41 protein-coding genes and 1 tRNA gene are annotated in these 22,972 nt (G+C 66.9%); 6 read left to right on the top strand and 36 right to left on the bottom strand.

The window, feature by feature from the left end; all coding sequences use genetic code 11:
• Nucleotides 1-180 precede the first annotated feature (180 nt).
• From ACO2TI_RS07150 to ACO2TI_RS07170, 5 genes are all read left to right on the top strand, one after another.
• A complete protein-coding gene (locus ACO2TI_RS07150) occupies nucleotides 181-1,104 on the top strand; it encodes a branched-chain amino acid ABC transporter permease (protein ID WP_423283073.1) in 924 nt (307 codons plus the stop codon).
• Between the two features lie 22 nt (nucleotides 1,105-1,126).
• Nucleotides 1,127-2,209, top strand: coding sequence for a branched-chain amino acid ABC transporter permease (locus tag ACO2TI_RS07155; protein WP_423283075.1), 1,083 nt, complete (start codon nucleotides 1,127-1,129; stop codon nucleotides 2,207-2,209).
• Nucleotides 2,210-2,229: 20 nt separating this feature from the next.
• Entirely contained in the window at nucleotides 2,230-3,006 is a 777-nt protein-coding gene (locus ACO2TI_RS07160) for an ABC transporter ATP-binding protein (RefSeq protein ID WP_423283076.1), read from the top strand.
• Nucleotides 3,007-3,109: 103 nt separating this feature from the next.
• Nucleotides 3,110-3,823 carry an ABC transporter ATP-binding protein gene (locus tag ACO2TI_RS07165; protein WP_423283078.1) on the top strand — a complete coding sequence of 238 codons (714 nt, stop codon included), beginning with the start codon at nucleotides 3,110-3,112 and terminating at the stop codon, nucleotides 3,821-3,823.
• A 253-nt stretch (nucleotides 3,824-4,076) separates the two neighbouring features.
• Nucleotides 4,077-4,343 carry a hypothetical protein gene (locus ACO2TI_RS07170; RefSeq protein ID WP_423283080.1) on the top strand — a complete coding sequence of 89 codons (267 nt, stop codon included), beginning with the start codon at nucleotides 4,077-4,079 and terminating at the stop codon, nucleotides 4,341-4,343.
• Between the two features lie 37 nt (nucleotides 4,344-4,380).
• Here ACO2TI_RS07170 and ACO2TI_RS07175 read toward each other — a convergent pair whose 3' ends face one another.
• Nucleotides 4,381-5,412, bottom strand: a complete 1,032-nt coding sequence (locus ACO2TI_RS07175) for a CDP-6-deoxy-delta-3,4-glucoseen reductase (RefSeq protein ID WP_423283081.1) — start codon at nucleotides 5,410-5,412, stop codon at nucleotides 4,381-4,383.
• 115 nt (nucleotides 5,413-5,527) lie between these two features.
• Here ACO2TI_RS07175 and ACO2TI_RS07180 point away from each other — a divergent pair, with 115 nt between their 5' ends.
• Entirely contained in the window at nucleotides 5,528-6,442 is a 915-nt protein-coding gene (locus tag ACO2TI_RS07180; protein ID WP_423283082.1) for an NAD-dependent epimerase/dehydratase family protein, read from the top strand.
• Here ACO2TI_RS07180 and ACO2TI_RS07185 read toward each other — a convergent pair.
• The 35 genes from ACO2TI_RS07185 to ACO2TI_RS07355 form a co-directional block, all read right to left on the bottom strand.
• Nucleotides 6,439-7,443, bottom strand: coding sequence for a S1C family serine protease (locus ACO2TI_RS07185; protein ID WP_423283084.1), 1,005 nt, complete (start codon nucleotides 7,441-7,443; stop codon nucleotides 6,439-6,441). The two genes, ACO2TI_RS07180 and ACO2TI_RS07185, sit on opposite strands and share 4 nt — an antisense overlap.
• 90 nt (nucleotides 7,444-7,533) lie before the next feature.
• Entirely contained in the window at nucleotides 7,534-8,133 is a 600-nt protein-coding gene (locus ACO2TI_RS07190; protein ID WP_423283086.1) for a rhomboid family intramembrane serine protease, read from the bottom strand.
• 140 nt (nucleotides 8,134-8,273) lie between these two features.
• Complete coding sequence (locus tag ACO2TI_RS07195) at nucleotides 8,274-8,594, bottom strand: hypothetical protein (RefSeq protein ID WP_423283088.1); 321 nt, start codon at nucleotides 8,592-8,594, stop codon at nucleotides 8,274-8,276.
• On the bottom strand, nucleotides 8,578-8,967 hold the full coding sequence (locus tag ACO2TI_RS07200; RefSeq protein WP_423283090.1) for a hypothetical protein: 390 nt from the start codon (nucleotides 8,965-8,967) through the stop codon (nucleotides 8,578-8,580). The genes ACO2TI_RS07195 and ACO2TI_RS07200 overlap by 17 nt, the downstream gene beginning before the upstream one ends.
• Nucleotides 8,968-9,049: 82 nt before the next feature.
• Nucleotides 9,050-9,193 carry a hypothetical protein gene (locus ACO2TI_RS07205; protein ID WP_423283092.1) on the bottom strand — a complete coding sequence of 48 codons (144 nt, stop codon included), beginning with the start codon at nucleotides 9,191-9,193 and terminating at the stop codon, nucleotides 9,050-9,052.
• Entirely contained in the window at nucleotides 9,178-9,618 is a 441-nt protein-coding gene (locus ACO2TI_RS07210) for a hypothetical protein (RefSeq protein WP_423283094.1), read from the bottom strand. Before ACO2TI_RS07210 ends, ACO2TI_RS07205 begins: the two co-directional genes overlap by 16 nt.
• 70 nt (nucleotides 9,619-9,688) lie before the next feature.
• Entirely contained in the window at nucleotides 9,689-9,844 is a 156-nt protein-coding gene (locus tag ACO2TI_RS07215) for a hypothetical protein (protein ID WP_423283096.1), read from the bottom strand.
• Nucleotides 9,841-10,383 (bottom strand): hypothetical protein, encoded by a 543-nt coding sequence (locus ACO2TI_RS07220; protein ID WP_423283098.1) that lies wholly within the window; start codon nucleotides 10,381-10,383, stop codon nucleotides 9,841-9,843. The genes ACO2TI_RS07215 and ACO2TI_RS07220 overlap by 4 nt, the downstream gene beginning before the upstream one ends.
• Entirely contained in the window at nucleotides 10,380-11,135 is a 756-nt protein-coding gene (locus tag ACO2TI_RS07225) for a hypothetical protein (protein ID WP_423283100.1), read from the bottom strand. The genes ACO2TI_RS07220 and ACO2TI_RS07225 overlap by 4 nt, the downstream gene beginning before the upstream one ends.
• Nucleotides 11,132-11,560 (bottom strand): DUF6878 family protein, encoded by a 429-nt coding sequence (locus ACO2TI_RS07230; protein WP_423283102.1) that lies wholly within the window; start codon nucleotides 11,558-11,560, stop codon nucleotides 11,132-11,134. Before ACO2TI_RS07230 ends, ACO2TI_RS07225 begins: the two co-directional genes overlap by 4 nt.
• 61 nt (nucleotides 11,561-11,621) lie before the next feature.
• Nucleotides 11,622-11,936, bottom strand: coding sequence for a hypothetical protein (locus ACO2TI_RS07235; protein ID WP_423283104.1), 315 nt, complete (start codon nucleotides 11,934-11,936; stop codon nucleotides 11,622-11,624).
• Nucleotides 11,911-12,159: a hypothetical protein gene (locus ACO2TI_RS07240; protein ID WP_423283106.1), complete on the bottom strand. Its 249-nt coding sequence runs from the start codon at nucleotides 12,157-12,159 to the stop codon at nucleotides 11,911-11,913. Before ACO2TI_RS07240 ends, ACO2TI_RS07235 begins: the two co-directional genes overlap by 26 nt.
• A gap of 14 nt (nucleotides 12,160-12,173) precedes the next feature.
• Nucleotides 12,174-13,007 (bottom strand): hypothetical protein, encoded by an 834-nt coding sequence (locus tag ACO2TI_RS07245; RefSeq protein ID WP_423283108.1) that lies wholly within the window; start codon nucleotides 13,005-13,007, stop codon nucleotides 12,174-12,176.
• Nucleotides 13,008-13,026: 19 nt separating this feature from the next.
• Entirely contained in the window at nucleotides 13,027-13,452 is a 426-nt protein-coding gene (locus ACO2TI_RS07250; protein WP_423283110.1) for a hypothetical protein, read from the bottom strand.
• 32 nt (nucleotides 13,453-13,484) lie between these two features.
• Nucleotides 13,485-13,775, bottom strand: a complete 291-nt coding sequence (locus ACO2TI_RS07255) for a hypothetical protein (RefSeq protein WP_423283111.1) — start codon at nucleotides 13,773-13,775, stop codon at nucleotides 13,485-13,487.
• Complete coding sequence (locus ACO2TI_RS07260; protein WP_423283113.1) at nucleotides 13,772-14,152, bottom strand: DUF3846 domain-containing protein; 381 nt, start codon at nucleotides 14,150-14,152, stop codon at nucleotides 13,772-13,774. The genes ACO2TI_RS07255 and ACO2TI_RS07260 overlap by 4 nt, the downstream gene beginning before the upstream one ends.
• Before the next feature lie 61 nt (nucleotides 14,153-14,213).
• Entirely contained in the window at nucleotides 14,214-14,468 is a 255-nt protein-coding gene (locus ACO2TI_RS07265) for a hypothetical protein (RefSeq protein WP_423283114.1), read from the bottom strand.
• A gap of 1 nt (nucleotide 14,469) precedes the next feature.
• Nucleotides 14,470-14,772: a hypothetical protein gene (locus tag ACO2TI_RS07270; RefSeq protein WP_423283116.1), complete on the bottom strand. Its 303-nt coding sequence runs from the start codon at nucleotides 14,770-14,772 to the stop codon at nucleotides 14,470-14,472.
• On the bottom strand, nucleotides 14,769-16,649 hold the full coding sequence (locus ACO2TI_RS07275; RefSeq protein ID WP_423283118.1) for a DNA polymerase: 1,881 nt from the start codon (nucleotides 16,647-16,649) through the stop codon (nucleotides 14,769-14,771). Before ACO2TI_RS07275 ends, ACO2TI_RS07270 begins: the two co-directional genes overlap by 4 nt.
• Nucleotides 16,646-16,885, bottom strand: coding sequence for a hypothetical protein (locus tag ACO2TI_RS07280; protein ID WP_423283119.1), 240 nt, complete (start codon nucleotides 16,883-16,885; stop codon nucleotides 16,646-16,648). The genes ACO2TI_RS07275 and ACO2TI_RS07280 overlap by 4 nt, the downstream gene beginning before the upstream one ends.
• Entirely contained in the window at nucleotides 16,882-17,199 is a 318-nt protein-coding gene (locus tag ACO2TI_RS07285; RefSeq protein WP_423283120.1) for a hypothetical protein, read from the bottom strand. Before ACO2TI_RS07285 ends, ACO2TI_RS07280 begins: the two co-directional genes overlap by 4 nt.
• Nucleotides 17,196-17,765: a 3'-5' exonuclease gene (locus ACO2TI_RS07290; protein WP_423283121.1), complete on the bottom strand. Its 570-nt coding sequence runs from the start codon at nucleotides 17,763-17,765 to the stop codon at nucleotides 17,196-17,198. Before ACO2TI_RS07290 ends, ACO2TI_RS07285 begins: the two co-directional genes overlap by 4 nt.
• Nucleotides 17,765-18,235, bottom strand: a complete 471-nt coding sequence (locus tag ACO2TI_RS07295) for a hypothetical protein (protein WP_423283123.1) — start codon at nucleotides 18,233-18,235, stop codon at nucleotides 17,765-17,767. Before ACO2TI_RS07295 ends, ACO2TI_RS07290 begins: the two co-directional genes overlap by 1 nt.
• 17 nt (nucleotides 18,236-18,252) lie before the next feature.
• Nucleotides 18,253-18,327: transfer RNA gene (locus tag ACO2TI_RS07300), tRNA-Glu, on the bottom strand.
• A 174-nt stretch (nucleotides 18,328-18,501) separates the two neighbouring features.
• Entirely contained in the window at nucleotides 18,502-19,002 is a 501-nt protein-coding gene (locus tag ACO2TI_RS07305; protein WP_423283124.1) for an HAD domain-containing protein, read from the bottom strand.
• A complete protein-coding gene (locus ACO2TI_RS07310) occupies nucleotides 18,999-19,523 on the bottom strand; it encodes a hypothetical protein (RefSeq protein WP_423283125.1) in 525 nt (174 codons plus the stop codon). The genes ACO2TI_RS07305 and ACO2TI_RS07310 overlap by 4 nt, the downstream gene beginning before the upstream one ends.
• On the bottom strand, nucleotides 19,483-19,830 hold the full coding sequence (locus tag ACO2TI_RS07315; RefSeq protein WP_423283127.1) for a hypothetical protein: 348 nt from the start codon (nucleotides 19,828-19,830) through the stop codon (nucleotides 19,483-19,485). The genes ACO2TI_RS07310 and ACO2TI_RS07315 overlap by 41 nt, the downstream gene beginning before the upstream one ends.
• Before the next feature lie 50 nt (nucleotides 19,831-19,880).
• Nucleotides 19,881-20,147, bottom strand: a complete 267-nt coding sequence (locus ACO2TI_RS07320; RefSeq protein ID WP_423283129.1) for a hypothetical protein — start codon at nucleotides 20,145-20,147, stop codon at nucleotides 19,881-19,883.
• The gene (locus ACO2TI_RS07325) at nucleotides 20,144-20,404 is read right to left on the bottom strand and encodes a hypothetical protein (protein WP_423283130.1); all 261 of its coding nucleotides are present in this window, start codon (nucleotides 20,402-20,404) and stop codon (nucleotides 20,144-20,146) included. Before ACO2TI_RS07325 ends, ACO2TI_RS07320 begins: the two co-directional genes overlap by 4 nt.
• Nucleotides 20,401-20,628 (bottom strand): hypothetical protein, encoded by a 228-nt coding sequence (locus tag ACO2TI_RS07330; RefSeq protein WP_423283131.1) that lies wholly within the window; start codon nucleotides 20,626-20,628, stop codon nucleotides 20,401-20,403. Before ACO2TI_RS07330 ends, ACO2TI_RS07325 begins: the two co-directional genes overlap by 4 nt.
• Nucleotide 20,629: 1 nt before the next feature.
• Nucleotides 20,630-21,916, bottom strand: a complete 1,287-nt coding sequence (locus tag ACO2TI_RS07335) for a DUF551 domain-containing protein (RefSeq protein WP_423283133.1) — start codon at nucleotides 21,914-21,916, stop codon at nucleotides 20,630-20,632.
• Nucleotides 21,913-22,170, bottom strand: coding sequence for a hypothetical protein (locus ACO2TI_RS07340; RefSeq protein ID WP_423283135.1), 258 nt, complete (start codon nucleotides 22,168-22,170; stop codon nucleotides 21,913-21,915). Before ACO2TI_RS07340 ends, ACO2TI_RS07335 begins: the two co-directional genes overlap by 4 nt.
• The gene (locus ACO2TI_RS07345) at nucleotides 22,167-22,370 is read right to left on the bottom strand and encodes a hypothetical protein (protein WP_423283137.1); all 204 of its coding nucleotides are present in this window, start codon (nucleotides 22,368-22,370) and stop codon (nucleotides 22,167-22,169) included. Before ACO2TI_RS07345 ends, ACO2TI_RS07340 begins: the two co-directional genes overlap by 4 nt.
• A complete protein-coding gene (locus ACO2TI_RS07350; RefSeq protein WP_423283138.1) occupies nucleotides 22,367-22,720 on the bottom strand; it encodes a hypothetical protein in 354 nt (117 codons plus the stop codon). The genes ACO2TI_RS07345 and ACO2TI_RS07350 overlap by 4 nt, the downstream gene beginning before the upstream one ends.
• Entirely contained in the window at nucleotides 22,717-22,968 is a 252-nt protein-coding gene (locus ACO2TI_RS07355) for a hypothetical protein (protein ID WP_423283139.1), read from the bottom strand. Before ACO2TI_RS07355 ends, ACO2TI_RS07350 begins: the two co-directional genes overlap by 4 nt.
• Nucleotides 22,969-22,972 lie beyond the last annotated feature (4 nt).

A 22,972-nucleotide genomic window follows, 5' to 3' on the forward strand; every position in this document is an offset into this window, starting at 1 on the left:
AGAATCCGCGCCGTTTCGTGCCCGCGGACCGCGACCGCACGATGTTTCGGTAGCTCAAGGCCCGCGACTGGCGGGCTTTTTGCTAGATGTCCGGCAAACGCCCGAACCCTTCGTTCGGGCATCGTTTTGCCCAACGCGCAACGGCAGCCATCGCCGCTCGCGCGCGCAGGAGATCCCTCGATGGACACCTTTATCCAGCAGATCATCAACGGCCTGGTGCTGGGGAGCATGTATGCCCTGGTCGCCCTCGGCTACACGATGGTCTACGGCATCATCAACCTGATCAACTTCGCCCACGGCGAGGTGCTGATGGTCGGCGCCCTCACGAGCTGGACGGTCGTCACCGTCCTCGCCGATGCCGGACTTCCCGGCTGGCTGTTGCTGCTGATTGCGCTCGTGTGCGCGATCGTCGTCTGCGCGGCGCTCAACTACTCGATCGAGAAGATCGCCTACCGGCCGCTGCGCAACGCGCCGCGCCTGGCGCCGCTGATCACCGCAATGGGCATGAGCCTGCTGCTTCAGACGCTGGCGATGATCATCTGGAAGCCGAACTACAAGCCCTATCCGATCCTGCTGCCCAACGAGATCTACAACGTCGGCGGCGCGGTGATCACCTTCACGCAGGTCGTGATCCTGATCGTCACGGCACTGGTGCTGTTCGGCCTCATGTACCTCGTCAATCACACCAAGCTCGGCCGCGCGATGCGCGCCACCGCCGAGAACCCGCGCGTGGCCGCGCTGATGGGCGTGCGGCCCGACATGGTGATCTCGGCCACCTTCATCATCGGCGCCGCGCTGGCCGCGCTGGCCGGCGTGATGTGGGCCAGCAACTACGGCTCTGTGCAGCACACCATGGGCTTCCTGCCCGGCCTCAAGGCCTTCACGGCGGCCGTGTTCGGCGGCATCGGCAACCTTGCCGGCGCGATGGTCGGCGGCGTATTGCTGGGACTGATCGAGTCGATCGGCTCGGGCTACATCGGCGCACTGACCGGCGGCGTGCTCGGCAGCCACTATCAGGACATCTTCGCCTTCATCGTGCTGATCCTCGTGCTCACGCTGCGCCCGCAGGGCCTGATGGGCGAGCGCGTCGCGGACCGGGCCTGACGGGAAGCGAGGAACCATCATGATGAAGAACAAGCTCGTCGTCTTTATCGTCTCCGCGGCTTTGCTGCTGGTGACGCCCCTGATCGCGCAGTACTTCGGCAACGCCTGGGTGCGCATCATCGACATCGCGCTGCTGTACGTGCTGCTTGCGCTGGGCCTGAACATCGTGGTCGGCTACGCCGGCCTGCTGGATCTGGGCTACGTCGCGTTCTACGCGGTCGGCGCATACATGTTCGGCCTGCTCGCCAGTCCGCATCTGTCGGACCACTTCCCGGCCATCCACGCGATGTTCCCGCAGGGATTGCACCTGCCCCTGTGGCTGGTGATTCCGCTCGGCGCCGGACTCGCGGCATTGGCGGGCGTGCTGCTCGGCGCGCCGGTGCTGCGCCTGCGCGGCGACTACCTGGCGATCGTCACGCTCGGCTTCGGCGAGATCATCCGCGTGTTCGTCAACAACCTCGACGCGCCGGTCAACATCACCAACGGCCCGAAGGGCATCTCGCAGATCGACTCGTTCCACGTCTTCGGGCTCAACCTCGGCAAGCGCCTGGAGATCGGCGGCTTCGAGCTGCCGCCGGTGACGCTGTACTACTACCTCTTCCTTGCCCTGGTCGTCGTCAGCGTGGTGATCTGCTATCGCCTCGAGCGCAGCCGCATCGGCCGCGCCTGGATGGCGATGCGCGAGGACGAGATCGCCGCCAAGGCGATGGGCATCAACATCCGCAACATGAAGCTGCTCGCGTTCGGCATGGGCGCGACCTTCGGCGGCGTGTCGGGGACGATGTTCGCGTCGTTCCAGGGCTTCATCTCGCCGGAGTCGTTCTCGCTGCAGGAGTCGATCATGGTCGTGGCCATGGTGGTGCTCGGCGGCCTGGGCCACATTCCGGGCGTGATCGTCGGCGCGTTGCTGCTCGCGGCGCTGCCCGAGGTGCTGCGCTACGTTGCCGGCCCCTTGCAGGCCATGACCGACGGGCGCCTCGATTCCGCCATCCTGCGCCAGCTGATGATCGCGCTGGCGATGATCATCATCATGCTGCTGCGTCCGCGCGGCATCTGGCCCTCGCCCGAGCACGGCAAGGTCGCGCCGCCGGCGGCGGGCAAGTGACGAGCGCGGAGTACAACGACATGACCGACACCATTCTTCGCGTAGCCAACGTCTCCAAGCGCTTCGGCGGCCTGCAGGCCCTGAGCGACGTGGGCATCACCATCACCCGCGGCCAGGTCTACGGCCTGATCGGCCCCAACGGCGCGGGCAAGACGACCTTCTTCAACGTCATAACCGGGCTGTACACGCCCGACGGCGGCAGCTTCGAGCTCGAGGGCCAGCCCTACAAGCCCACCGCCGTGCATGAAGTGGCGCGCGCCGGCATTGCGCGCACCTTCCAGAACATCCGCCTGTTCGCCGACATGACGGCGCTCGAGAACGTGATGGTCGGGCGGCACATCCGCACGCACTCGGGCCTGTTCGGCGCGGTGCTGCGCACCGGCAGCTTCAAGGCCGAGGAAGCGGCGATCGAGCGGCGCGCGCGCGAACTGCTGGAGTACGTGGGCATCGCCAAGTACGCCGACTTCAAGGCGCGCACGCTGAGCTACGGCGACCAGCGCCGTCTCGAGATCGCGCGTGCGCTGGCTACCGATCCCAAGCTGATCGCGCTCGACGAGCCGGCCGCCGGCATGAACGCGACCGAGAAGGTGGTGCTGCGCGAGCTGATCGACCGCATCCGCAACGACGGCCGCACGATCCTGCTGATCGAGCACGACGTGAAGCTGGTGATGGGCCTGTGCGACCGCGTCACCGTGCTCGACTATGGCAAGCAGATCGCCGAAGGCAACCCGGCCGACGTGCAGAAGAACGAAAAGGTGATCGAGGCCTACCTCGGCGCCGGTCACGCGACGCATTAATGAGCCCCCACGCTCTCTTCGCTCGCTGCCCCCCGAGGGGGCGCTGCCGGGCTTGGAGGCGGCCCGGCGCCCGGCAGATCATGGCGCAGGAGTCATAGAGAAAATGTCAGAAATCATGCTCAAGGTCAGCGGCCTGAAGGTCGCGTACGGCGGCATCCAGGCGGTCAAGGGCGCGTCGCTCGAGGTGCGCCAGGGCGAGCTGGTCAGCCTCATCGGCGCCAACGGCGCCGGCAAGACCACGACGCTCAAGGCCATCACCGGCCTGCTCGCGCCCAAGGAAGGCGAGATCGAGTTCCTCGGGCGCAGCATCAAGGGCCAGGGTGCCTGGAACCTGGTGGAACAAGGACTGGTCATGGTGCCGGAAGGCCGCGGCACGTTCGCGCGCATGACCATCACCGAGAACCTGCAGATGGGCGCCTTCGTGCGCAAGGACGGCGAGGTCGACGAGGACATCGAGAAGGTGTTCGGGATCTTCCCGCGCCTGAAGGAGCGCCGCAATCAGCTCGCCGGCACGATGTCCGGCGGCGAGCAGCAGATGCTTGCGATGGGTCGCGCGCTGATGGCGCGCCCCAAGGTGCTGCTGCTCGACGAGCCTTCGATGGGCCTGTCGCCGATCATGGTCGACAAGATCTTCGAGGTCGTCAACGACATCCACTCCCGCGGCACGACCATCCTGCTGGTCGAGCAGAACGCCAGCCGCGCGCTGGGCCTGGCAAACCGCGGCTACGTGATGGACTCGGGCGAAGTCACGATGAGCGGCGATGCCAAGACCCTGCTCAACGACCCCAAGGTCCGCGCTGCCTACCTGGGCGAGTAAGCCGTTCCTTGGCCGGCAAGAAAGCGTACGCAAGACTGCGTACGCCTTACGTCCGGCGATGGATTGCCCCGGCGCATCCGGCCATCTAGCTTGATCCATACCGCCTGCGATGCAGGCGTTGCCGTCCCGCCTTGGGGCGGGCGGCTGTCAGGCTTTGTCGAGGGGTCGGATCATGAAGACAGCATGGATTCATTGCCAGGTCCTGGGGGTGGGCTTGCTGGTCTCGATGTGCGCGATGGCGCAGTCGACACCGATGAGCCGCGCCGAGGTGACTGAAGAGCTTGCCCGGGCCCGCGCGGCGAACCAGATCGACCACGCCGCCAGCGAAGTGATGCTGCCCGCGCCCGTGGTCAGCAGCCCGACGCGCCACGCGGGGCTGACCCGTGCGGAAGTCATGGCCGAGTTCGTTCGCGCCAAGGCGGCCGGCGAGCTCGACTTTGCGCAGTGGGAAGTGCAGTTGCCGCTGCCGGCAGGGCGCGTGCTGTCGCGGCCGCTGGTGGCCGAGGCCCCGCGGCACTGAGGTCGCGCCATGGGCTGGCTGAGGCCACGATGCAGCCTCAGCCGCCGTGCTTGTCGGCCTCGGAGGTGAAGGCGTCGGCGTAGAACTCGTCGGCCGGGAGGCCGCAGCGTGCAACGAAGTCGCGCTGGGCCGACTCGACCATCACCGGGGCGCCGCAGGCGTAGACCTGCCAGCCCGACAGGTCCGGCAGGTCGGCCATCACCGCGTGGTGAACCAAGCCGGTGCGGCCTTGCCAGGCGTCCTCGGGCTTGGGCTCGGACAGCACTGGGACATAGCGCAGCCTGGGCATCGAGATCGCGGCCTCCTGCGCCCATTCGTTCAAATAGAGGTCGGCGCGGCTGCGGCAGCCCCAGTACAGCACCGCCTCGCGTTCGCTGTGCTTGAACTGCAGTTGCTCGATGATCGCCTTGATCGGCGCGAAGCCGGTGCCCGAGGCCAGCAGCACGATCGGCTTGGTCGAATCCTCGCGCAGGAAGAAGCTGCCGAACGGGCCTTCGAGCCTCAGGATCTCCTTCTCCTTCATCGCGCCGAACACGTGGTCGGTGAACTTGCCGCCCGGCATGTGGCGGATGTGCAGCTCGATGCCGCCGTGCGCGTTGTGCGGCGCGGTCGCCATCGAGTAGCTGCGGCGCGTGCCGTCGCGCAGGATGAACTCGACGTACTGACCAGCGTGGTAGCGAAACTGCAGGTTGGCCGGCAGCTGCATCCTGAGCACCGCGACATCGGGCGCCGGGCGCGCGATCGCGCTCACGCGCGTGGGCATCTTGAGCACCGGGAACTCGCCGGCGCCGGGCACCGTGCGCGCCTCGACGACCAGATCGGTCTGGGGCGTCGCGCAGCAGGTGAGGATGTAGCCGCCGTCCTCTTCCGCCGGCGTGAGCGCCTTGGTCTGGTGCGCACCGTGGATCACGCGGCCTTCGAGCAGGCGGCTCTTGCACGAGCCGCAGGCGCCGTCCTTGCAGCCATAGGGCAGACCGACGCCCTGGCGGATCGCCGCGGCGAGCACGGGCTCGTCGCGTGCGACGTCGAAGCTGCGCCCGCTGGGTTGCAGCAAGACCTTGAACGTCATTTCCTTGTCCTCGATGCGAAACTCGATTCGCGCGAATCGGGGCGGAGATCGATCCCGTTCGCGACGCCAACCGAAATTGTGCCCGCCCGGCGCCATCGCGCCGGCCGCCTTGCCGATGACCTTGCCTGCCTGCCGTCCAAGCGTTTTCCGGCGTCCGCGCCTGCTCGTCGTCGGCTGCGGCGACGTCGGATCGCGCGTCGTGCGCCAGCTGGCCGGCCGCTTTCGCGTGCGCGTGCTGACCTCGAGCCCGCAACGCGCGCCGCAGCTGCGCGCGGCCGGCGCGCTTCCGCTGGTCGGCAACCTCGACGAGCCGGCCACGCTCGGGCGGCTCGGAGCGCTCGCCTCGCGCGTGCTGCACCTCGCGCCGCCGCCCGCGCAAGGCGAGGGCGATGCGCGCACCGATGCGCTGCTGCGCGCGCTCGCGCGCGGCGGCGTGGTCGAGCGCCTGGTCTATGGCAGCACCACGGGCGTCTACGGCGATGCCGGCGGCCAGCGCTTCGACGAGACGCGCGCCACAGCGCCTGCGACGGCGCGCGCGCGTCGGCGCGTTGCGGCCGAGCGCAGCCTGCGCGCCTTCGGTCGCCGCCACCGCGTCGCGGTCAGCGTGCTGCGCATTCCCGGCATCTATGCGCTCGACCGCGAGGGCGGCGATCCGCGAGCGCGCCTGGCGCGCGGCACGCCGGTGCTCGCCGCGGACGACGACGTCTACACCAACCACATCCACGCCGACGACCTGGCGCGCGCCTGCGTGCTGGCGCTGCATCGCGCCGCGCCGCATCGCGTGATCCACGCCAGCGACGACACCGAGCTGAAGATGGGCGATTACTTCGACCTGGTGGCCGACCTCGCCGGCCTTCCGCGACCGCCGCGCATCGCGCGCGCCGACGCGTCGGCGCAGCTGCCGGCGACGCTGCTGAGCTTCATGAGCGAGTCGCGCCGGCTCGACAACCGCCGGCTGACCCGCGAGCTGGGCCTGCGCCTGCGCTACCCGACGGTGCGCGAAGGCCTCGCGGCCCTGGCCCGGCGCTAGATGCCCTTTGCGCGCGCGAGCGTCTGCATGCGGTCGACGCTGCGCACGACGACCTGGCGCTCGCGGCCGTCGCGCTGCAGCGCGAGTTGCACGTCGCGCTCGGCACTGCCGGCCCACAACGTCTTGTAGAAGGCCTCCAGGCTCGCGACCGGCCGGCCGTCGATCGACTTGATCACGTCGCCCACGCGCATGTCGGCGTGCTCGGCCGGGCTGTCGCGGCTGATGCGCACGATCCGCACGCTGCCTTGCTGCTCGACGCAGTTGAGGCCGAGCCAGGCGCGGTGGCTGGCCTGCGAGCTGCCGTGCTGGCGCAGCTCCGCCAGGATCGGCGGCAGCAGTGCGGCCGGCACGAACATGTTGCCCGGCGAGCGTTCGCCGTCGCCCATCGCGTCCATCACCAGCAACGAACCGATGCCCAGCAACTCGCCCTGCGCGTTGAACAGGCCCGCGCCGGAGTGGTCGGTGCGCGCCGGCGCAGTGAACAGCGCGCCTTCGATGTGGTACTCCCAATAGCCCGAGAACGCACGCCGCGAGGCCAGCCGCGCGATGCTGAGCGCGCCTTCGTCGCCGCCGCTGACCACCATCAACGGCTCGCCGGCCGGCGTGTCGGCGCCGGGCGGCGCCAGCGGGGCCGGCACGATGCCGAGCGGCACCAGCGGTTGCACAAGCCCGAAGCCGGAGGCGAGGTCGTAGGCGATCACGCGCGCCGGCACGCGCTTGCCGCTGTCGAGCGCGATCTGCACGTCGTCAGCCTCGAGGATCAGGTAGCCGATCGTCAGCACCAGCTCGTCGGGCCCGATCACGACGCCGGAACCGCTGCGCTGTCGGCCCAGCGTCTCGATCGAGCGCGCCCCGTCGGCCACGGTGACGTCCAGGCCGATCACGGCATCGCTGGCCTGGCGCAGCGCCTGGGCTTGTCGGCTGGGCTCGGGATCGGCAGCGTGGGTGGCGGCCGCGCTCAGGCAGCAGGCCGCGGCCAGGCAGAGAGATCGCAGCAGCATGACGGCCTCCAACTCGCAACCCGTCGAGTCGAAAGCATGGACCTGCCCCGAGCCCCCGGCAATCCCCAGGGGCTTTGCGTCACGTGAAAGTCAGCGGCGGCGGCCGAACGGCGGCTGTCCGCGCCAGTACTTGATCATCAGCCAGCCGCCGAGCATGCCGCCGAGGTGGGCGAAGTGCGCGACGCCGCCGGCTCCCGGCGCGACGCCGTAGACCAGCGAAATGACGCCGAAGATGATCACCAGGGTCCGCGCGCTCACGGGCATCGGCGGGATCAGCAGCATCACCTGGCGATGCGGGAACAGCACGCCATAGGCCAGCAGCAGGCCATAGACGCCGCCCGAGATGCCGACGGTGGGCGCGTTCGAACCGAACATGGCGGACCACATCAGATTCACCAGCGCAGCGCTCAGGATGCTGGCGGCCATGAACTGCATGAAGCGCCTGTAGCCCCATACGCGCTCGAGCTCCGCGCCGAACATCCACAGGCCCAGCATGTTGAACAGCAGGTGGGTCGGATCGGCGTGCAAGAACGCGTAGGTCACAGGCTGCCACGGCCAGAACATGCCGCTGCCCAGCGGCCACAGCGCGAGCAGCGCCTCGGCCACCCGCAGTGCGGGGATCTGCTGCGCGCAGAAGATGCCCACGCACAGGATCAGCAGCCAACGGGTGACGGATGGAATCGGCGGCATGTTGCGGTGTGATGCGCGCGGAAAACGTGCCGCGCCTGGTGCCCGGGGCCGGACTCTACGTCAAGCATTGGCGCGGTCTGGCGGGCGGTCAGGGGAAACGGTCAGTTTCCCCCATCGTAGAGTGGCGTAGAGTGGAAGTATCACTTCGCGGCGCGCAGCCGCGCCACTATTTCCTTGTGCTTCCTTGTCGCGCTCTCCAAATCAGGCGAGCACTGAGTCAGCTGGTCTTCGGCGCCGCCGTAGACCGTTGTGACAAACAGGCGGGGCTCTTGGTTTGGTATTTTTATCCCGACGAAGCAGGTAACCACCGTGGCGTCACCAACTTCGTCGACCCCAACCATCCTCTCGGCGACCGGAAGAAACTTCATCCACTGCGCCCAGGCGCGCGGCCCGGGCGTAGGGATAACCTGTTTCGCTTCCAGTACGAAGTACCGAGCGGATGATTTACGAACTGTGGGCACGAGAAACTCCGGCCGCCTTCACAGTGATCACCAACTTGTCGGTCGAGATGACGACACTGCCATCATCTTGTGCCTCGACATTGAGATTGTCGACGTTCACTGCGTGGGGGGCCGGCTTGAATGCCGGGATTTCTTCGTTCGGAGCCCGAAGTTTGTAGCCATACCGCGGTCCGCGGCCGTGGGCGCGGTTCACGGCGAAGCGCTCGAGGAACCCCCGGCGCCACAGGGCGGCCAGTGCGTTGCTGACATCCTCGGTGTCGACGTCTTCCATCTGGCGGATCGCCGCCGTGTCGAAGATGTCGTTGCAGGTCTTGGGGTCTTTGGCCTTCTTGAGCTCCCGCCGGATGGCGGTGTAGAGGTCATCTGTGATCATTGCGTGGTCTCCATCTAAGTGGATCGGGGACTCCCAACGACAATCTACCGCATTCTTGGACCCCCTTTGTAACCGGGGCCTGTCATTTGGGGGGCTTGTCGATGTAGCGGTTCTTCTGATACCACTTCCAGGCGCCGTGGGCGATCACGACCGCTCCGATGGTGAAGTTCAGAGACTTGTAGATCGCTCCGGCGCCTCGCGCGACGACGATCAAGGTGTTGAGCACAGGTTGATCCCCTGGTTGCAGTGTGCAATGAGCCGAGCCGCAAACTCGGCGCGGCTCAGCAACTGGGCGCGGCAAGACTCAGGACTGAGACCTTCTCGCCACGAATTGGGGTTGGGGAAGAAGAGGCCGCCTGCGTTGCGGCCGGAGCCGACGCCCACGGCGACGATGACGTTTCGCCCCTCGGCGCGGCGCTTGGTGAGCCAGTCGAGCTGCAGCTCTGAGAGGTCCGGCACAAGGTTGACTCGCACCGGGAGCTTGAGCACGTGCTTGTACTCGCACCACAGGTCGAGCGCGAAGCCGCTGTAGAAGACATCCGGCGTGCCGCCCCGGTAGGGGTTCGACATCTTCTCGCGGTACAGCTCCTTGAGGGGAGGCAGCAGCTTGTGGGTGGCGGAGATCCAGGTGTTCTCGGGCTTGGATGCCATGGTGGCTCACAAGCCGCGCTGCCCTCCCCAGGGCGGCGAAGGGTTTACGACAGGTCGGGGGCGTTGCGCTTCAGGTACTCGCGGGCGTAGGCGTCCATGCGACCTCCATCTCTTCGTCGCGCCGGCGGTCGACCTCGAAGTCGGCCCACTCGGCGACCATGTCATCGACCTGGTCGGGCTCGTAGCCGGCAGCTTCGAGCTGGCGGCGGATGTCGGCTTCGCTCATGCCGCCACCCGGGACGCAGCGTGTTCGTACTCGGCCCACAGCGTGGCGGCGAACTCCGGGAACAGCGCGCGGAAAACCGGCCAGCCATCGACGAACGGGCTGCTCAGCAGCTGCGCCACGCTCTCGCGCCGCAGCGTGTACGACTCGTCGAATAGCTCGCGCTCGCGCCAGGGCTGGGTGAGGCCGCCGTCGTCGTTCGCGTCTCGCACTTCGTCGTCGAGCCAGCCGTCGGGGTCGAGCTCCGCGCCCTCCGGCAGCTCCGCGCCGTCAACCACATCTACGGCGCGCACGCTGGGGTACATATACAACCGTGTGCCGCCCTGGTCGTCGTACTCGTGCTCGCCGTTGATAGTGACGCGCAGGGAGTCGACCCATGGGGTGTCGATGAACAGCTTCGCCCACACCGTGCCGGCATAGGCGGCGTCGGCCACCGCTTGCTTGGCCCGGACGAACGCGGCCTCACTGGCGAGGCGCACCGCATCGGGGTTGGTGATGAGCTTGCCGGCGGCGGTGTCGTAGGTGTAGAGGGTGGTGTTCATAGCTTGCGGCTGCGGCGGTGGTTCCCTTCGCTGAAGATCACAGCGTCGGGGTGGGTGTGGTGAAGGAGGTCGAGCCACCAGGGGGGTTCGCTGCAGACCTGGTGCCAGTCGCCGGTGCCGTCGTTGTCGCTGACGTGGACTTCCAGGCACCGCGGGGCGCCGAGCATCTCGGCGAGCAGGTCCGTGTGGCGCTCGCCGGTGTGGTGGGCGAGGATGTTGATGTGGGACAGGTCGAGCGCGTAGGACACGCCCGAGCCGAACAGCGCCTCGTACTCAGCCCAGCTGTTGACCAAGAGGTCGCCAGCCGGCGTGGGGTACTGACCCTCGACGCCCACCACGCACTCGAACAAGTCCTCGCAGCGCCGGGCGCTGTCCAGCATCTGCGCGAATGTGGCCTCCTTGCGGGAGCCAGAGTGCGCGCTGTAGGCGCCGGCGCCGAGGCGCTTGCTGATGCTCGCGGCCTGGGTGAACCAGTCGCGGTGCTGGTTGAAGCCGGACAGGTCCGCGAAGCGGTGCCGCGGGAGCACCCGCACGTTGGCGTGCAGACGAAACAGCGTGCCGGGCAGCGCGTCCTGCAGCTCGTCGGCCATCGCCTCATCCAGCAGGCCGAAGCTTTGCGGGACCAGCTGGACATGGTCCAGGCTGAGCGGGCCGAACAGCGGCTCGACCGGCGCGCCGTCAGCCAGGAGCTGCGCGGCGACCATCCGGTGGTTCAGGCCGGGCCAGCAGGCGGCTGAGAACTGGGCGTTCACAGCGCGTAGGTGTCCGTCTCGGACGCCTCGAAGTACGTCGTGTGCTCGAGCGTCACGGTGCCCTCGACCACGTCGATCGTCAGACTGCCGGCGCCACCTTCGTTGTTCTCCCAACCGCCGTGGCGCGACTCGACGACCATCTCCATGTAGCGGTCGAACAGCTCGGACAGCGGTAGCGTCGTCTCGACAAGGACCGTCTTGTACTCCCGGGACTTTGCGTCGAACTGGGACTCGGCGAGCTCGACCGTAACGTCCTGGTCCAGCTCGGGGTTGTCCGGCTCGAGGCTGACTTCCCAGTGGTCGCCGCTGTCACCGGCGCCTGAATACTCTCCGCGCAGATGCGCGACACCGGCCTGGCGGGCAGCGTTGAGGATGGCTTCCTTGAGCCGGGCTTCGTGCGCACGGCGTGCGTCCAGGTCTTGCATGTGAGGGTCTCCCAAGAAGAAAGCCCCGGCGGACCGGGGCTTTCGTTGCGATCGCTGGCGGTCAGACCACGGCGGCTGCGGCGGCCGAGAAGACCGCCTTGGGGGCGGTCAGGCGGGCCAGCTGGCCAGAGAGCTTGGCCACGGTCTTGTCCGCAGCGGCGCGGGCCTTGGCCACGGGCGCAGCGGCCTTCTGCGCTTCGCGCACCGCCTGGGCGGCAGCCTTGCGCGCCGTGGCATCGGCGGCGGTCACGCGCTTGCGCGCGGCCAGGTGCTCCTTGCGGGCAATGGCGGCGGCCTTGCGCGCGGCCGCGAGCTGGGAGCGCACAGTGGCGATCTTCACCAGCTTCGGGTCAGCCTTCGGAGCGGTCGCAGTCATCTTGGGGGCAGTGGTTGCCATGGGTGAGATCCTTGTAGAAGGTAGAGGCTTGGATTTCGCTGAGCCGCGTCATCCGGCGAGCGAGGCGGTCAAGCACGGTCTTGCGTCGCTTTCCGTTCTTCTCGCGCTCGATGGCGGCCAGCACTTCTTCTGCCGTCAACGACGGCAGTGTGGAGACGAGCGAGCGCCACGACTTGAGCGCCTTGTGGACGTTGTCGGTCATGGACGCTCAGCTCATCAACCGCGACGGCCGCCGCGCGCAGCGGGCTTCGGAGCGGCCTGGATCGTGAAGTCGGGCTTGGCCAGGAGCAGTTCGCGAGCCTCGTCCTGGCGGGCCACGGCCTCGGCCAGCAGCGACGGACCGTCGACGATCTTGCCCTCGATCGACAGATCGCCGTCCAGCGGCATCGGGTTGCCGAAGCGCAGGGTGGCGTAGGTCGAGGCTGGATCGAAGCCGATCCAGGTCAGCACGCTGTAGTGCGGGCGGCCGAAGGTCTTGGCCAGCTGGCGGACGTACGTTTCGAACGGACGCAGCGCCGTGGCCGACACGCGCAGCTTCAGGAACTCGGCGCCCGGCTCGGCGGTCGGCGACATCAGAGCCAGCAGCTTGGTGTTGCTGCAGGCCTTGCCGCGGCCGTTCGAACCGAACTGGTTCTTCGGGCACGCCGCGCACGTGTCGCACTGCTTGTCCGGGCTGTCGTCGTAGGCCTTGAGGCCGTTCGGATCGACGCCGATCGCCGCGCAGTCGGGCGGGGTGATGTCGTTCGGGTTGAACTGGCTGGCGTACCAGGCGTTCGCGGCCACGAAGTCGACGATGACAAACGGCAGGGGGCCGCCCATCTCGGTGCCGTCGGGCAGCACGAAGGTCTTCGACTGGGTAACCTTCAGTCGGTTCGAGCTCGGCGCGCCCAGGCGGGACAGCACCTCGTTGGCGGCATCGCCGAACTGGCCGTGGATGGCCGGCAGGTCGACGCGCGCACGCACGACGAGTTCCTGGTTCACGGGCGCGGCCGGAGCAGCGACTTCGGCACCGGCGTCGGTTTGGACGGCGTCGTCTTTGGTGTCGGGCATCTCAGAGTCCTTGGGGGGGTCAGCGGGCGGTGTAGCGCAGGGAGCGCTTGTTGAATGGCTCGACGCCCGGGATCGAGCCGAACTTCTCGAACACCTCGCGGCAGGCGGCTGCGTTGAGGGCGCGATTGAGAAGGTGGAGGTAGCGGTTCTCGTAGAGGAACTCGGCGAAGAGCTCGAAGTTCTTCAGCGTCGGGACGACCGACTCTTGGATCGAAACGCTGGCCGTCTGGCCGGCGGCGCCGCGGGTGCCGGAGGCATCCAGCAGATCCATGAGCGCTTCATCAAGCTCGTCTTCTTGGGCCTTCAAGACCTTGTCTTGCTTCGACAGTGCTGCGCGCTCGCGCTTCACTTCGGTCAGTTTGTCGATGAGGTCGCCAATCGTTTTCGGGGGGCTTGGCGGGGGTGCTGCGTCCATCTTGGTGGGAGCGTCGAGTGCGTCTTGCATAGTCTATGGTAGAGAGTGGAAGAATGCAACACCTAGCGTTGCGTCGTGAGTTCGTGCTCCATGAACACCGTCGTGTGGATGCCGCCGGCCTCCGTGACCACGATGACCCATGGGGCGTTCGGGTTGGTTGGGTCGCTGCGGTAGCGTGAGACGACGCGCCCGCCATGCACCAGACTGCGCTCGTTGGCGCGCCGCTCGATCATGGAGATCTGGCCGTGGTCACACAGGGCGTGGCGGCAGATCAGGTCGTAAGCGATGCGGTGAAGCGCGCTCTTGGCCGCTTGCGAAGTGCGCAGGGCGCCCAACGCGAAGCGGCTTTTCACGCGGCAGCCTCCCGCAGGAAGCAGATCTTGCCGTTGATGCTGATCGGCGTGATCCATCGGGTCATCGCCCTGACCTGCTCGAGCGAGGCTCGCGGCGGCATCGAGTTACCTTCGTCGTCGGTCGAGACAACGACGCCGCGTCCCGCCAAGGGGTCGAGATCGCCCAATTGGAAGAACGCCGTCGCGCGGCCGGTGATCAGCCCCTCGTCATCGACGTAGATGTCGATGTCCGCCTCGTCGTAACGCGCCACATCGAAGGTCGTGACGGGTGCGCCTGGTCGCGACAAGGCGGCGTAGTAGCTGTCGAGGTTGCCCGGCTCGATCGTGTCGATCTCGGTGATCGTTCGCTCGAAGGGGTCGATGAGAATCGCGCGCATGGTGTCTCCGAAGTGAAGAAGCCCGGGATCGCCGGGCTTCGGGCTGAGAGCTGAGACGGGCTCAGAACGAGGTGGGCATCGCGGGCTTGTGCGGCGCCGGCGCGGCGCGTGCGGCTTCCAGGCAGAACGACTGGTTGTAGCGGTCGATGCCCTCGGCCGCGCACAGCAGTGCGGCGGGGTTGTTCGAGCTGGCAGCCGCGTCCAAGCGCTTGGTGGCCACGGTCTTCCAGGCGTCGACGGCCATGAGCACGCACAGCAGCAGGGCGCCGGTGGCGACGCTGGCGACGATGGGGAGGTTGAAGCGGTGTTCGGTCATGTCAGGCTCCGAGCATCTTGACCAGGACGGTGGCGGCCTCGTCGGCGACCTTCGCGCGCATGGTTTCGGCCAACTGGGCTTGGTGGATTTGCGCCAGTTCCTCGCGCAGCTTGAGCATCTGACTCTTGATCTCGCCGACGCGCGCGCGGATGGGGAACAAGCGCTGTTCCCAGCGGTCGAGCAGCCGATCGAGCTCGTAGGTGTAGGTGAAAGCGGGGGTGAACGCGGTGTCGGCGTGGGTTTGGGACTGGCGCCGCGCTGCGTCGACGATCTTCTTCTCGAGTTCTTCGGTGAGGTTGCTCATTTGGAGTAGTTGAAGGCGTAGCCGCCGTCGGAGTTGATGGGGAGATCGCGGCACCAGGCGGGGGTGATGCTCATGGCCTTGGCCATGTCATCCAGGCAGCGGTCGGCCTGGGTCTTGTGCGCGATGGCGATCACTTCGTCGTGCGTCATGCCAACGACACGCCATCCGGCGTCTTGCACGAGCAGCAGCTGCTCGGAGACGATGATTCGGGCCAGGGCCTGGACGATGTTTTCGGTCAGCAGCCCACCGTAGATCTTCGAGCGCTTGCCGTTGTTCTTCGACAGGTAGGTGAAGTCGCTGATGCCGCGGTCCGTCTCGACGCCGTACAGCTCGGTGTAGTGCATCGGCAGCCCGTTGGGCAGCCACAGCGTGTCCTTTTCCCAGGCCAGGCACTTGTACTCACCGGGCTTGCCGATGGCCATCTCGAGCAGGATGCGTTCGCACAGCTCCCAGCCGCCGACGATCTGCTTGTTGGAGTCGCGATAGCCGTAGACGTCGCGCTGGGCTTCCTGGTCCGAGACGATCACCGGCGGACCGCCGAGGGCACCGCCTTCCAGCGTGGCCTGGTACTTGCGCCAACCCATCTGGTAGCCCAGCGCAATCGTCTGCACCTTGCCCAGGAAGCGCTGGTCCTTGGTGATCTCTTCTAGCGGGACGCCGTACGTCTTGCGCGCCTGGACGCGGTAGACATCGGGGCCGGTGCCGGCGTCGAATTGACGGAACGCGTCGACCAGGTCTTCTTGCCCCCATAGCCAGCCGTTGGTGCGCGGCTCGATCTGCATCGAGTCGCGCACGACCACCATGTGATCCGCGGGGGCCTCGATCGAACGGCGCAGCCGTGCCGTGGCCATGTCGGGGGTCTTGCCGTCTGCGAGATACCCCTGGCGCTCGAGGTTCTGCATGTTCATCTTGTTCGAGCCGCCGAACCGCGTGGTGTGCGCCGCCACGTAGTTGTAGGCCATCGGCAATTTGCGGTCGCCGATGTCCATGAACCGCTTCGCGCGAGTCACGCCGATAGTCGACTTCGTGGCCAGGCGGGCTTCGACCAGGGCCACGACGCGCGGGTCGTCGTGCTCGAGCAGCTCGGTGAACGCCTTGTCGGACTTGGCGAAGGCGTAGGTCAGTTGGCCGGTGCTGGGGCTCATCTTGAGCGGCACCTCAACGCCGAGCGCTTCGAGCATCAGCGCGAACTTCTCGGCGCTCAGCAGCTGCATCGCGTCGGTCGCGGCTGCTTTCTGCTTCGCCTCGATGTCAGCCAGCTGGGCGTCGTACTCTTCCTTGACCAGGTCCTGGTTGAGCCGCAGTACCGGGTCGCAGAAGGCGCGAATCGTCCAGTCGACGAGACGCAGCTCCTTGTGGGGGAAGTTCTTGACCTGGATGGCCAGCACGTCGCGGCACAGCTCCGTGTCGTTGCAGCAGTATTCGCCGAGGATCTCGAGCGTCTCGGGGTCCAAGTCCCGCACGCCCTTCGTCTTCAGCAGGCCCTCGGTCTTGACGCCCAGCCCGTACAGGCGCGCGATCGTGTCGAGGTTGTGCCGGGTGGCGAAGCCGTGGAGGGCGCGCGCCATGCTCAGCGTGTCGTAGTAGAACGGCGGCACGACGCCGTAGCGCTGCGACAGGATGAATCCGTCGAAGTGGGCGTTATGCGCGGCAATCGGGCGCTTGTCGATCGCGTGCTTCTTGATCGCCCGCTCGATGTCCTCCGGCCCATACCACACGGCGTCCTTAGTGCCGTCGCACACGCCGATGCACTGCGCTTTGAATCGGTCGTCCCACACGTAGCCAGACGTATTCATCGTCTTCTGCGTGAGGCTGTAGTCCGCCGCGTAGTAGGACTCGAAGTCCAACGTGACGATGTCGTCGAGGTCGTGAATCATCTCGGGACGGCGTAGTTGCCGGTCACGGTGGTGTTGTTCTTGCAACGGGCCTCGATGGCATAGCGCCTGTTGTCGGCGACGCCTCGCGGGTCGACGGTGAACCAGGCGAGTTCCCCGCGGCATGCTTCGACGGCAGTCGCGTAGTGCCACGGCTCGACAGCTGCACGCGGTGAGCAGCCACCCAGGAGCGCCAGGCCGAGGAGGGCGCCGATGAAGGCGGCAAGGATGTGGCTCATAGGCATGGGGCTCCGCAGTTGTCGCAGCTGCCGTTCAGGTTGCGCCTCTCGATCGCGCAGCACGGTTGGTAGATGGAACGTTCTTCCGGGCTGTAGCTGGGGTGCTTCTTGCCCAGCTCGTAGATCGTGTTCTCGGTCTCCGCGATGCCCTCCGCCGTGTCCAAGCGCAGCACGCGCGAGGTCGTGATGGCGGTGCCGTCGGGGCGGCGGGAGCCGTCCGCGCGAACGGAGCCGTAGGCGGCCCCATACAGAGTGTTGCCGCCGAGCAAGAACCAGTGCTCGAGCCGTGCTCGCGGCTTGGTGGCGGGCGTCACTTGTCGAGCCCCTGCAGCCGGAAGTCTGGCCCGCGCAGGCGATCGAAGCGGGCCAGCAGGAGGGTCAGGTACGTGCTCTGCCACTCGACGTCATAAGCCGCGTCGTGCTCGCGCGCCGCGTCGCTCGGCGGCTCCAAGGTGCTGTCCGGGTCGATGAGGCGGCGCAGCGTGGTCATGTCGCGCTCGGCGCGGTAGCTCCACGGCGTGCAGGCATCGAAGTAGTCGCGCAGCAAGGCGAAGTCAAAGGCGCTGGGCGCAGCCCAAATTCCGCCCTCGGCGTTCGCGCAGAATGCGTGGAGGATCTCGCGGATGCGAGCCTTCTTGAAGCGCTCGCCGGTGTAGCCGAACACTGCTTCGCGGGCCGGGGCGCTCTGCTTCATCCACCAGCTGACAGTGTCGTAGTCGATGCGGCGGTTGCTCTGCTCGTGGGTGTCCGGGTGGAGGACGAGCATCGACGTGATTTGGCCGGCATCGCGGTCGTAGACGCCGACTGCGATCTGCGTGATGAGAGCGTCGGGTGTGAGCGCGAGCGTCTCGCAGTCCACCATCATGAATGTGCGGGGCATCAGAAGTCTCCGGGGGCAACTTGGAAGCAGGGGATGCCGTTGCGGCGCCACATCTCGACCACGCGGTCGCGGTCGTCGAACACGGCCACGATGCGGCTGCGGTCCTCCGGGCTGAGAGCGTCGAGCCAGGACTGCTTGAGCACTTCGTCCGGCGTGTAGTCGCCGGCGCGGCGCATCTTCAGCTGTATCGACTCGGCGTCGGGATCGCCGAAGATGGTGTGCTCGATGAGCCACTCCCTCGTTTCCTGCTCGACCTCGTCGCTGCGCCCGGACCAGATCCACACGCTGGTCAGAGAACCAGCCCACACGGCGGCCATTGTGCGGATGACCGCCGGGATCGGTTTGTCGTCGACGCACGCGGCGAAGAACTTGGGCCAAGACTTCTCCGGGCCGGTGCCGTCCACGAAGTGGCGGCGGTGTGTGATGTCGGCGAGCGTGCCGTCGAGGTCGAAGATGTAGAGAGGGCGCATGGTCTCGTCGTGTTGTCTGGCGTCCCCTGCGGGATTCGAACCCGCGTTTCGACCTTGAAAGGGTCGTGTCCTAACCGCTAGACGAAGGGGACTTGGCGCCCCCATCTCGGAGGGGGCAACCGGCTAACGCCGCCGCTCACGCCCGAAGGCGTGGAAAGGATGCTGTGAACGGGCCAGGCCAGACCACCCGCCGCAGCACGCAGCTCGTCAACTGAGTCCGTTTGCCGGGTCGCACGGCGGGCACGGTTCCCTTATCCCTGCCCCGGCTAGGCCGGAGCTGAAGCGTTCAGGATCTCGTTGCGCTCTCGCGGTGGCCGATCCCACGGATTGACGCCGAAGCGCTCGCAGAGCTGTTGGTAGTTCTTGAAGGTCACGCCCTCGTGGCCGTCGGTCTGCACGAAGTGCGGCAGCTGCTCGGGCAGCATGTCGGCGTCGTCATCGACGATCGCGAAGGCCTCGACCTCGGGGTGCTGGTCGAGCCAGTACTTGATCTCCATGCCCCGGGTGCCGGGGAACGACGGAGTGCGGTCGATGATGGGCAGGTTGAACACCCTGCCGACCTGTCGGAAGTCGTGATCGAGGCGCCAGGCTGACGACAGCACGACACTCAGGTCGGCGACGGCGCAGAGCCGCTGGATCATGAGGATGCCCGTCCAGTCGAACTTCTCCCAGTCCCCGTCACGTAGCGTGTGCGGGTACGCGCCGTGCGCCAGGACTGTGCGGCTGCTGTTGAGCACGCCGTCGATGTCGAGGAAGAGAACTTTCATGCGGTCTCTTTGTGTTTGGGGCTGATGCGCGGAGCGCTGCGCATCAGGTTCATCACTCGGTGGGCGACGCGCGCCATCTGGTCGGCGGTACTCGCCTCGATCTGCGCGTCGTGGATCTCGATCGCAGTGCGAAGCGCGGCGAGCTCGGCGGCGTAGAGCGTGAAGCGCATGCCGTTCTGATCGGCTCGCCGGCCGAGGGCGATCAGTGCCTCGCGGGCTTCGATGAGCTGCTCGCGGTATTCGGCGCCGACCTGGAAGTCGTTGCACAGCACCCAGGCGGCGTTGAGCGTGTTGGCCAGGTCGTCCCAGTCCGCCTTGGTGGCGCTGCCGGTGCGCATGGCCTCGAGCGCCAGGTAGGTTTGCGTCAGCACCTTGCCCGACGTGGCCTTGTCGGGCTTGCGCATGCCGGACAGGACGAAGGCAACCGGGTCGGCGAGAACCGGGCGGGGGCGGTACTTGGAGCGTTTGCGCATTTGAAGACTAAGGAAGAATGCCGCAGAGTGTAGGGCGGACTTCGGCACGCTGCAACACGTTGCGTTGCTTCGGGGGGACGCCGAGCAGGAACACGCTGGGCGTGGCGCTTTTCTTGCGGGCCCGGTACGCGCGGCAGTGCTCGGTGTCGGTCGGCGGCTTCGGCTTAGGCGCGTCGCGCTTCGAGCCGAGAGCAAAGATGGGGCGCGGGTAGCGCCGGCGGCCGTCGCCCAGGTCGTACTCCCAGCGGGCGATGTGGATGGTTCCTTTGCGCTCGCCGCGGTGTAGACGGTGCAGGGCGCCGGCCACGCGGCGCTCGGGTAGCTGCAGTTCTTCGGCGATCTCGACGCTGGCCATTGGACCGAAGTCGGTGAGCGCAGCGACGACGCGAGGGAGGACTTGGGGCCTCATTCGTAGTCGCTGATCTTGAATGGCACCATCACCAGCGGGATTTGGCGGGCGGTCGCGCCTGGCAAGCTCTTGGTGAGGTGCTCGACGACGGAACGGTTGGGGTTGCATTGCGGGTAGCGCGTCGACTTGTAGAAGATGGCGCTGCCATCGGCGTCGACCGCCCACCAGCGGTCCATGTAGACCATGTGCGGGCCGTTCTGCTTGGGCGCTTGTAGCTCGGTGATGGGAACGCGCACCCATAGTTCGGGGCGGAATGTGTTCATGTCGCCTCCCGCGGGTCGACGAAACGCTCCACCGGCAGCGGTGTGCTCATCAACATCTTGACGAGCGCGTCGCCCTTCGGCGTGGTCTTCCAGATGAAGTCGGTCGGCACGAGGGGCTCGACCAGCCCTAAATCTCGGAGCATGCCGCGCGCGCTTCTAACGGATTGGGAATCTCGCAACCCGTTATTCCCCTCGCGGTTGTAGTAGCACGCCAGTAGAACTTCGATTTGTACGGGCGTCCAAGTCTTGTTGCTCATTGCTTCTTCCACTTGAAGTGGTTGCGCGCGTAGACGACCACCATCGCCGCGGTGAGCGGCAGGAGTCCCCATGCCGCGTCGGCGATGATCCAGATCAGCCAGAGCGCCTGGTTGATGATGCCCACGAGCCAGGCGCGGGGGTGTAGGTTGCCGGCCAACAGCGTCATCCAGATGGTGATCGCCGAGAGCAGGTACGGCAGGTAGGTAGCGATGTGGGCCTTCATGTCAGAAGAGGCGCACCGCGTTGAGTGCGTCCTGAATGATCTGGTCCTCGGTCGGCGGGAGCCGGCGCTGCAGCAGCACGAGCGTTCCGTCCGGCAAGTGCTTCAGGGCCGGGTTGTCGTGGTGCATGACAATCGGTAGCGGGCGCGTGTCCGGGTCGGCGGTCGGCACTGCTGCCTCTGCTGGGCGAGCAGCGAGCGTGGCGCACAGCAGTTCGATTGCGACAATGGCGCGGCCTGCTTCGCGGTAGAGCAGGCTGTCGGTCTCTCCGTCTCGCGCCGCTGATAGCGCGCGCATGGTGCAGAGCGACGACGCGATCAACTCCCGTTCCGTCTCCCGCGCTGGCGGGGGTGGGGCGGCGGCGAGCCAGCGCACGAAGCTTCGATGGGCGCCGACGTGTGCAATTTCGCTATCACCGGCGGCCAGCCAGAGAGTTTGCCTAGACGGGTCTGACGACGAAACCATGACAGCCACGCGCCACGGCTCATGCCACCTGGGCGGTGCGCTCTGAGCTGGCGGGATCGATGCCGACGCTTCATACCAGCCGAGTTCCTCAGATGATCGAGTGAGGCCCTCAAGAGCGGCGACTTGCGCTGGCGTCGGCTCTGCCGCCGCTGCGGTGGGAGAGGGAACAGCGGCGAGCCCCGGAAGATCCATCCAATGCGTCACCTCGCCCGGGTCTTCAGCGATCCAATGCTCTTGTGGGTGCGCCCAGTAGAGGTGCGACTGGTAGGAGTCTTCGTGGCCCGGGTGATCCCAATTGAGGGCGCCGACATCGATGTGGCCGCGTCTCATCACAAGCACTTCCGTCTCGGCAGGCGGTAGACGTTCGGCGACGCTGACCCACCCGGGCTGCGCTACTGCCTCCCCGCGATGGGCGGCGAGAGGCGAGTCAGCTTTGCCATCGGTCTTCACCGCAGCGACGCCGTTCGTCGGTACGTCGGCGGGGCGCCAGATGTGGCCGCAGCCGTGGCACAGGTGCGAGCGGTGCGGCGGGTTGCTCCAGCCGAACGAATGGACAGATTCGCCATCGCAGTCAGCGTCTTCCGGCGCGTCGATGTGCTGCAGGCCGCAAGCCGGGCAGTGCAGCACCATGTCGATCGGCGCCCCCTCTCGCGCTGCACGGTCTGCGGCGATGGATTGCAGGGCGGTGTCAAGCAGCTTCAGTGCCGTTCGAGCGACAACCGTTTCACTGACCGTCCCGCATTCAAGCGTATCCGTCAGGTATCGGCGCGTCAGAAAGAGTGGGTCAGTCGGCGGCAGCTCCGGGGTGGTGTCGGTGGGGGTCATTTGCAGAGTCCCTTCGTGATCGCGGAGAAGTCAACAGGCGCATCGCGTCCGTCGTCGAGAAGGCCGAGCCGGTCGGCCTCTTCGAGCAAGAGCGGTTCGCTGCAAGCGCTGCACGGCGGCGAGACGCAGCACCGGCAACCGCCGCGCATGTCGATCAGCCGCCGGTAGATCTCCGGGTGCGTGTCGATGAGCGCGTCGTCGCCGTCGCGGATGCGCTCGAACTCGCGGATTTGCCGCTCGGTGTAGCGGCTCATCGCGACTCCAAGACGTTGAGGCGCCCTTCGAGTCGCTTGATCCGCTCTTCAAGGGCCTCGATGCGTTCCTCGTGCTCCTTGACTCGCAGCATGGCGACCGCCAGCGCGCCGACTGCATTGCCGACCTCGCGGCCGTACTTCGTACCGGCGCTTTCATCGTTCGCTTCCTTGGCGCCGCGACGCATGGATGCCGTGCTCATCGCGCACCGTCCTTCGCCTGCAGTGCGGCGTCGATGGCCCCTCGAAGCGTCTTCGCGTGTGCGCTGCCGGTCGCTTTGCCGACGCGCCACGTCGCCGGATCGTTTTGATACTGCGGCTCGACGAACCAAATATTTCTTTCGATGGCATCGAGACGCGCCGCGTCCCTCGCCTCCTCGCTGGGCTGCGCGAGGGCGGCGTCGAGCTGGGCTAGGGCGTCCATCGCAATTCGACGGCGAAGGTCGATCACCATCAAAAGCCACTCGGTATCGTTGCGGCGGCTTGATATCGGTTCGGCAATCTTTTCCAGCGCCTCTCGCGCCGCTCGCATCGCGGTGGTGGGGTCGGTCATTTCGTGGCTCCGGTTAGGTGCGCGAGGAGGGCGGCGCGGGCGCGGACGCCATCGATAATCTCGGACGAGTGGTAACCGCCGCCGTGCGTCTTTTTGTCGGCGTAGTCTTCGGCCAGCCTCATCGCCTCGTCGATCCACTCCTGCGACCGCTCGGCTTCGAGCTGCTCGATGTGGGTGGCGGCTTCCTGTGCGCGCCGGTAGAACTGGCGGCGCGAAACCTCGTCCGACATCGCGAGTTCGTAAGGCATGCGC

This window comes from Caldimonas sp. KR1-144 (assembly GCF_049446155.1).
Lineage (GTDB): Bacteria > Pseudomonadota > Gammaproteobacteria > Burkholderiales > Burkholderiaceae_C > Rivibacter.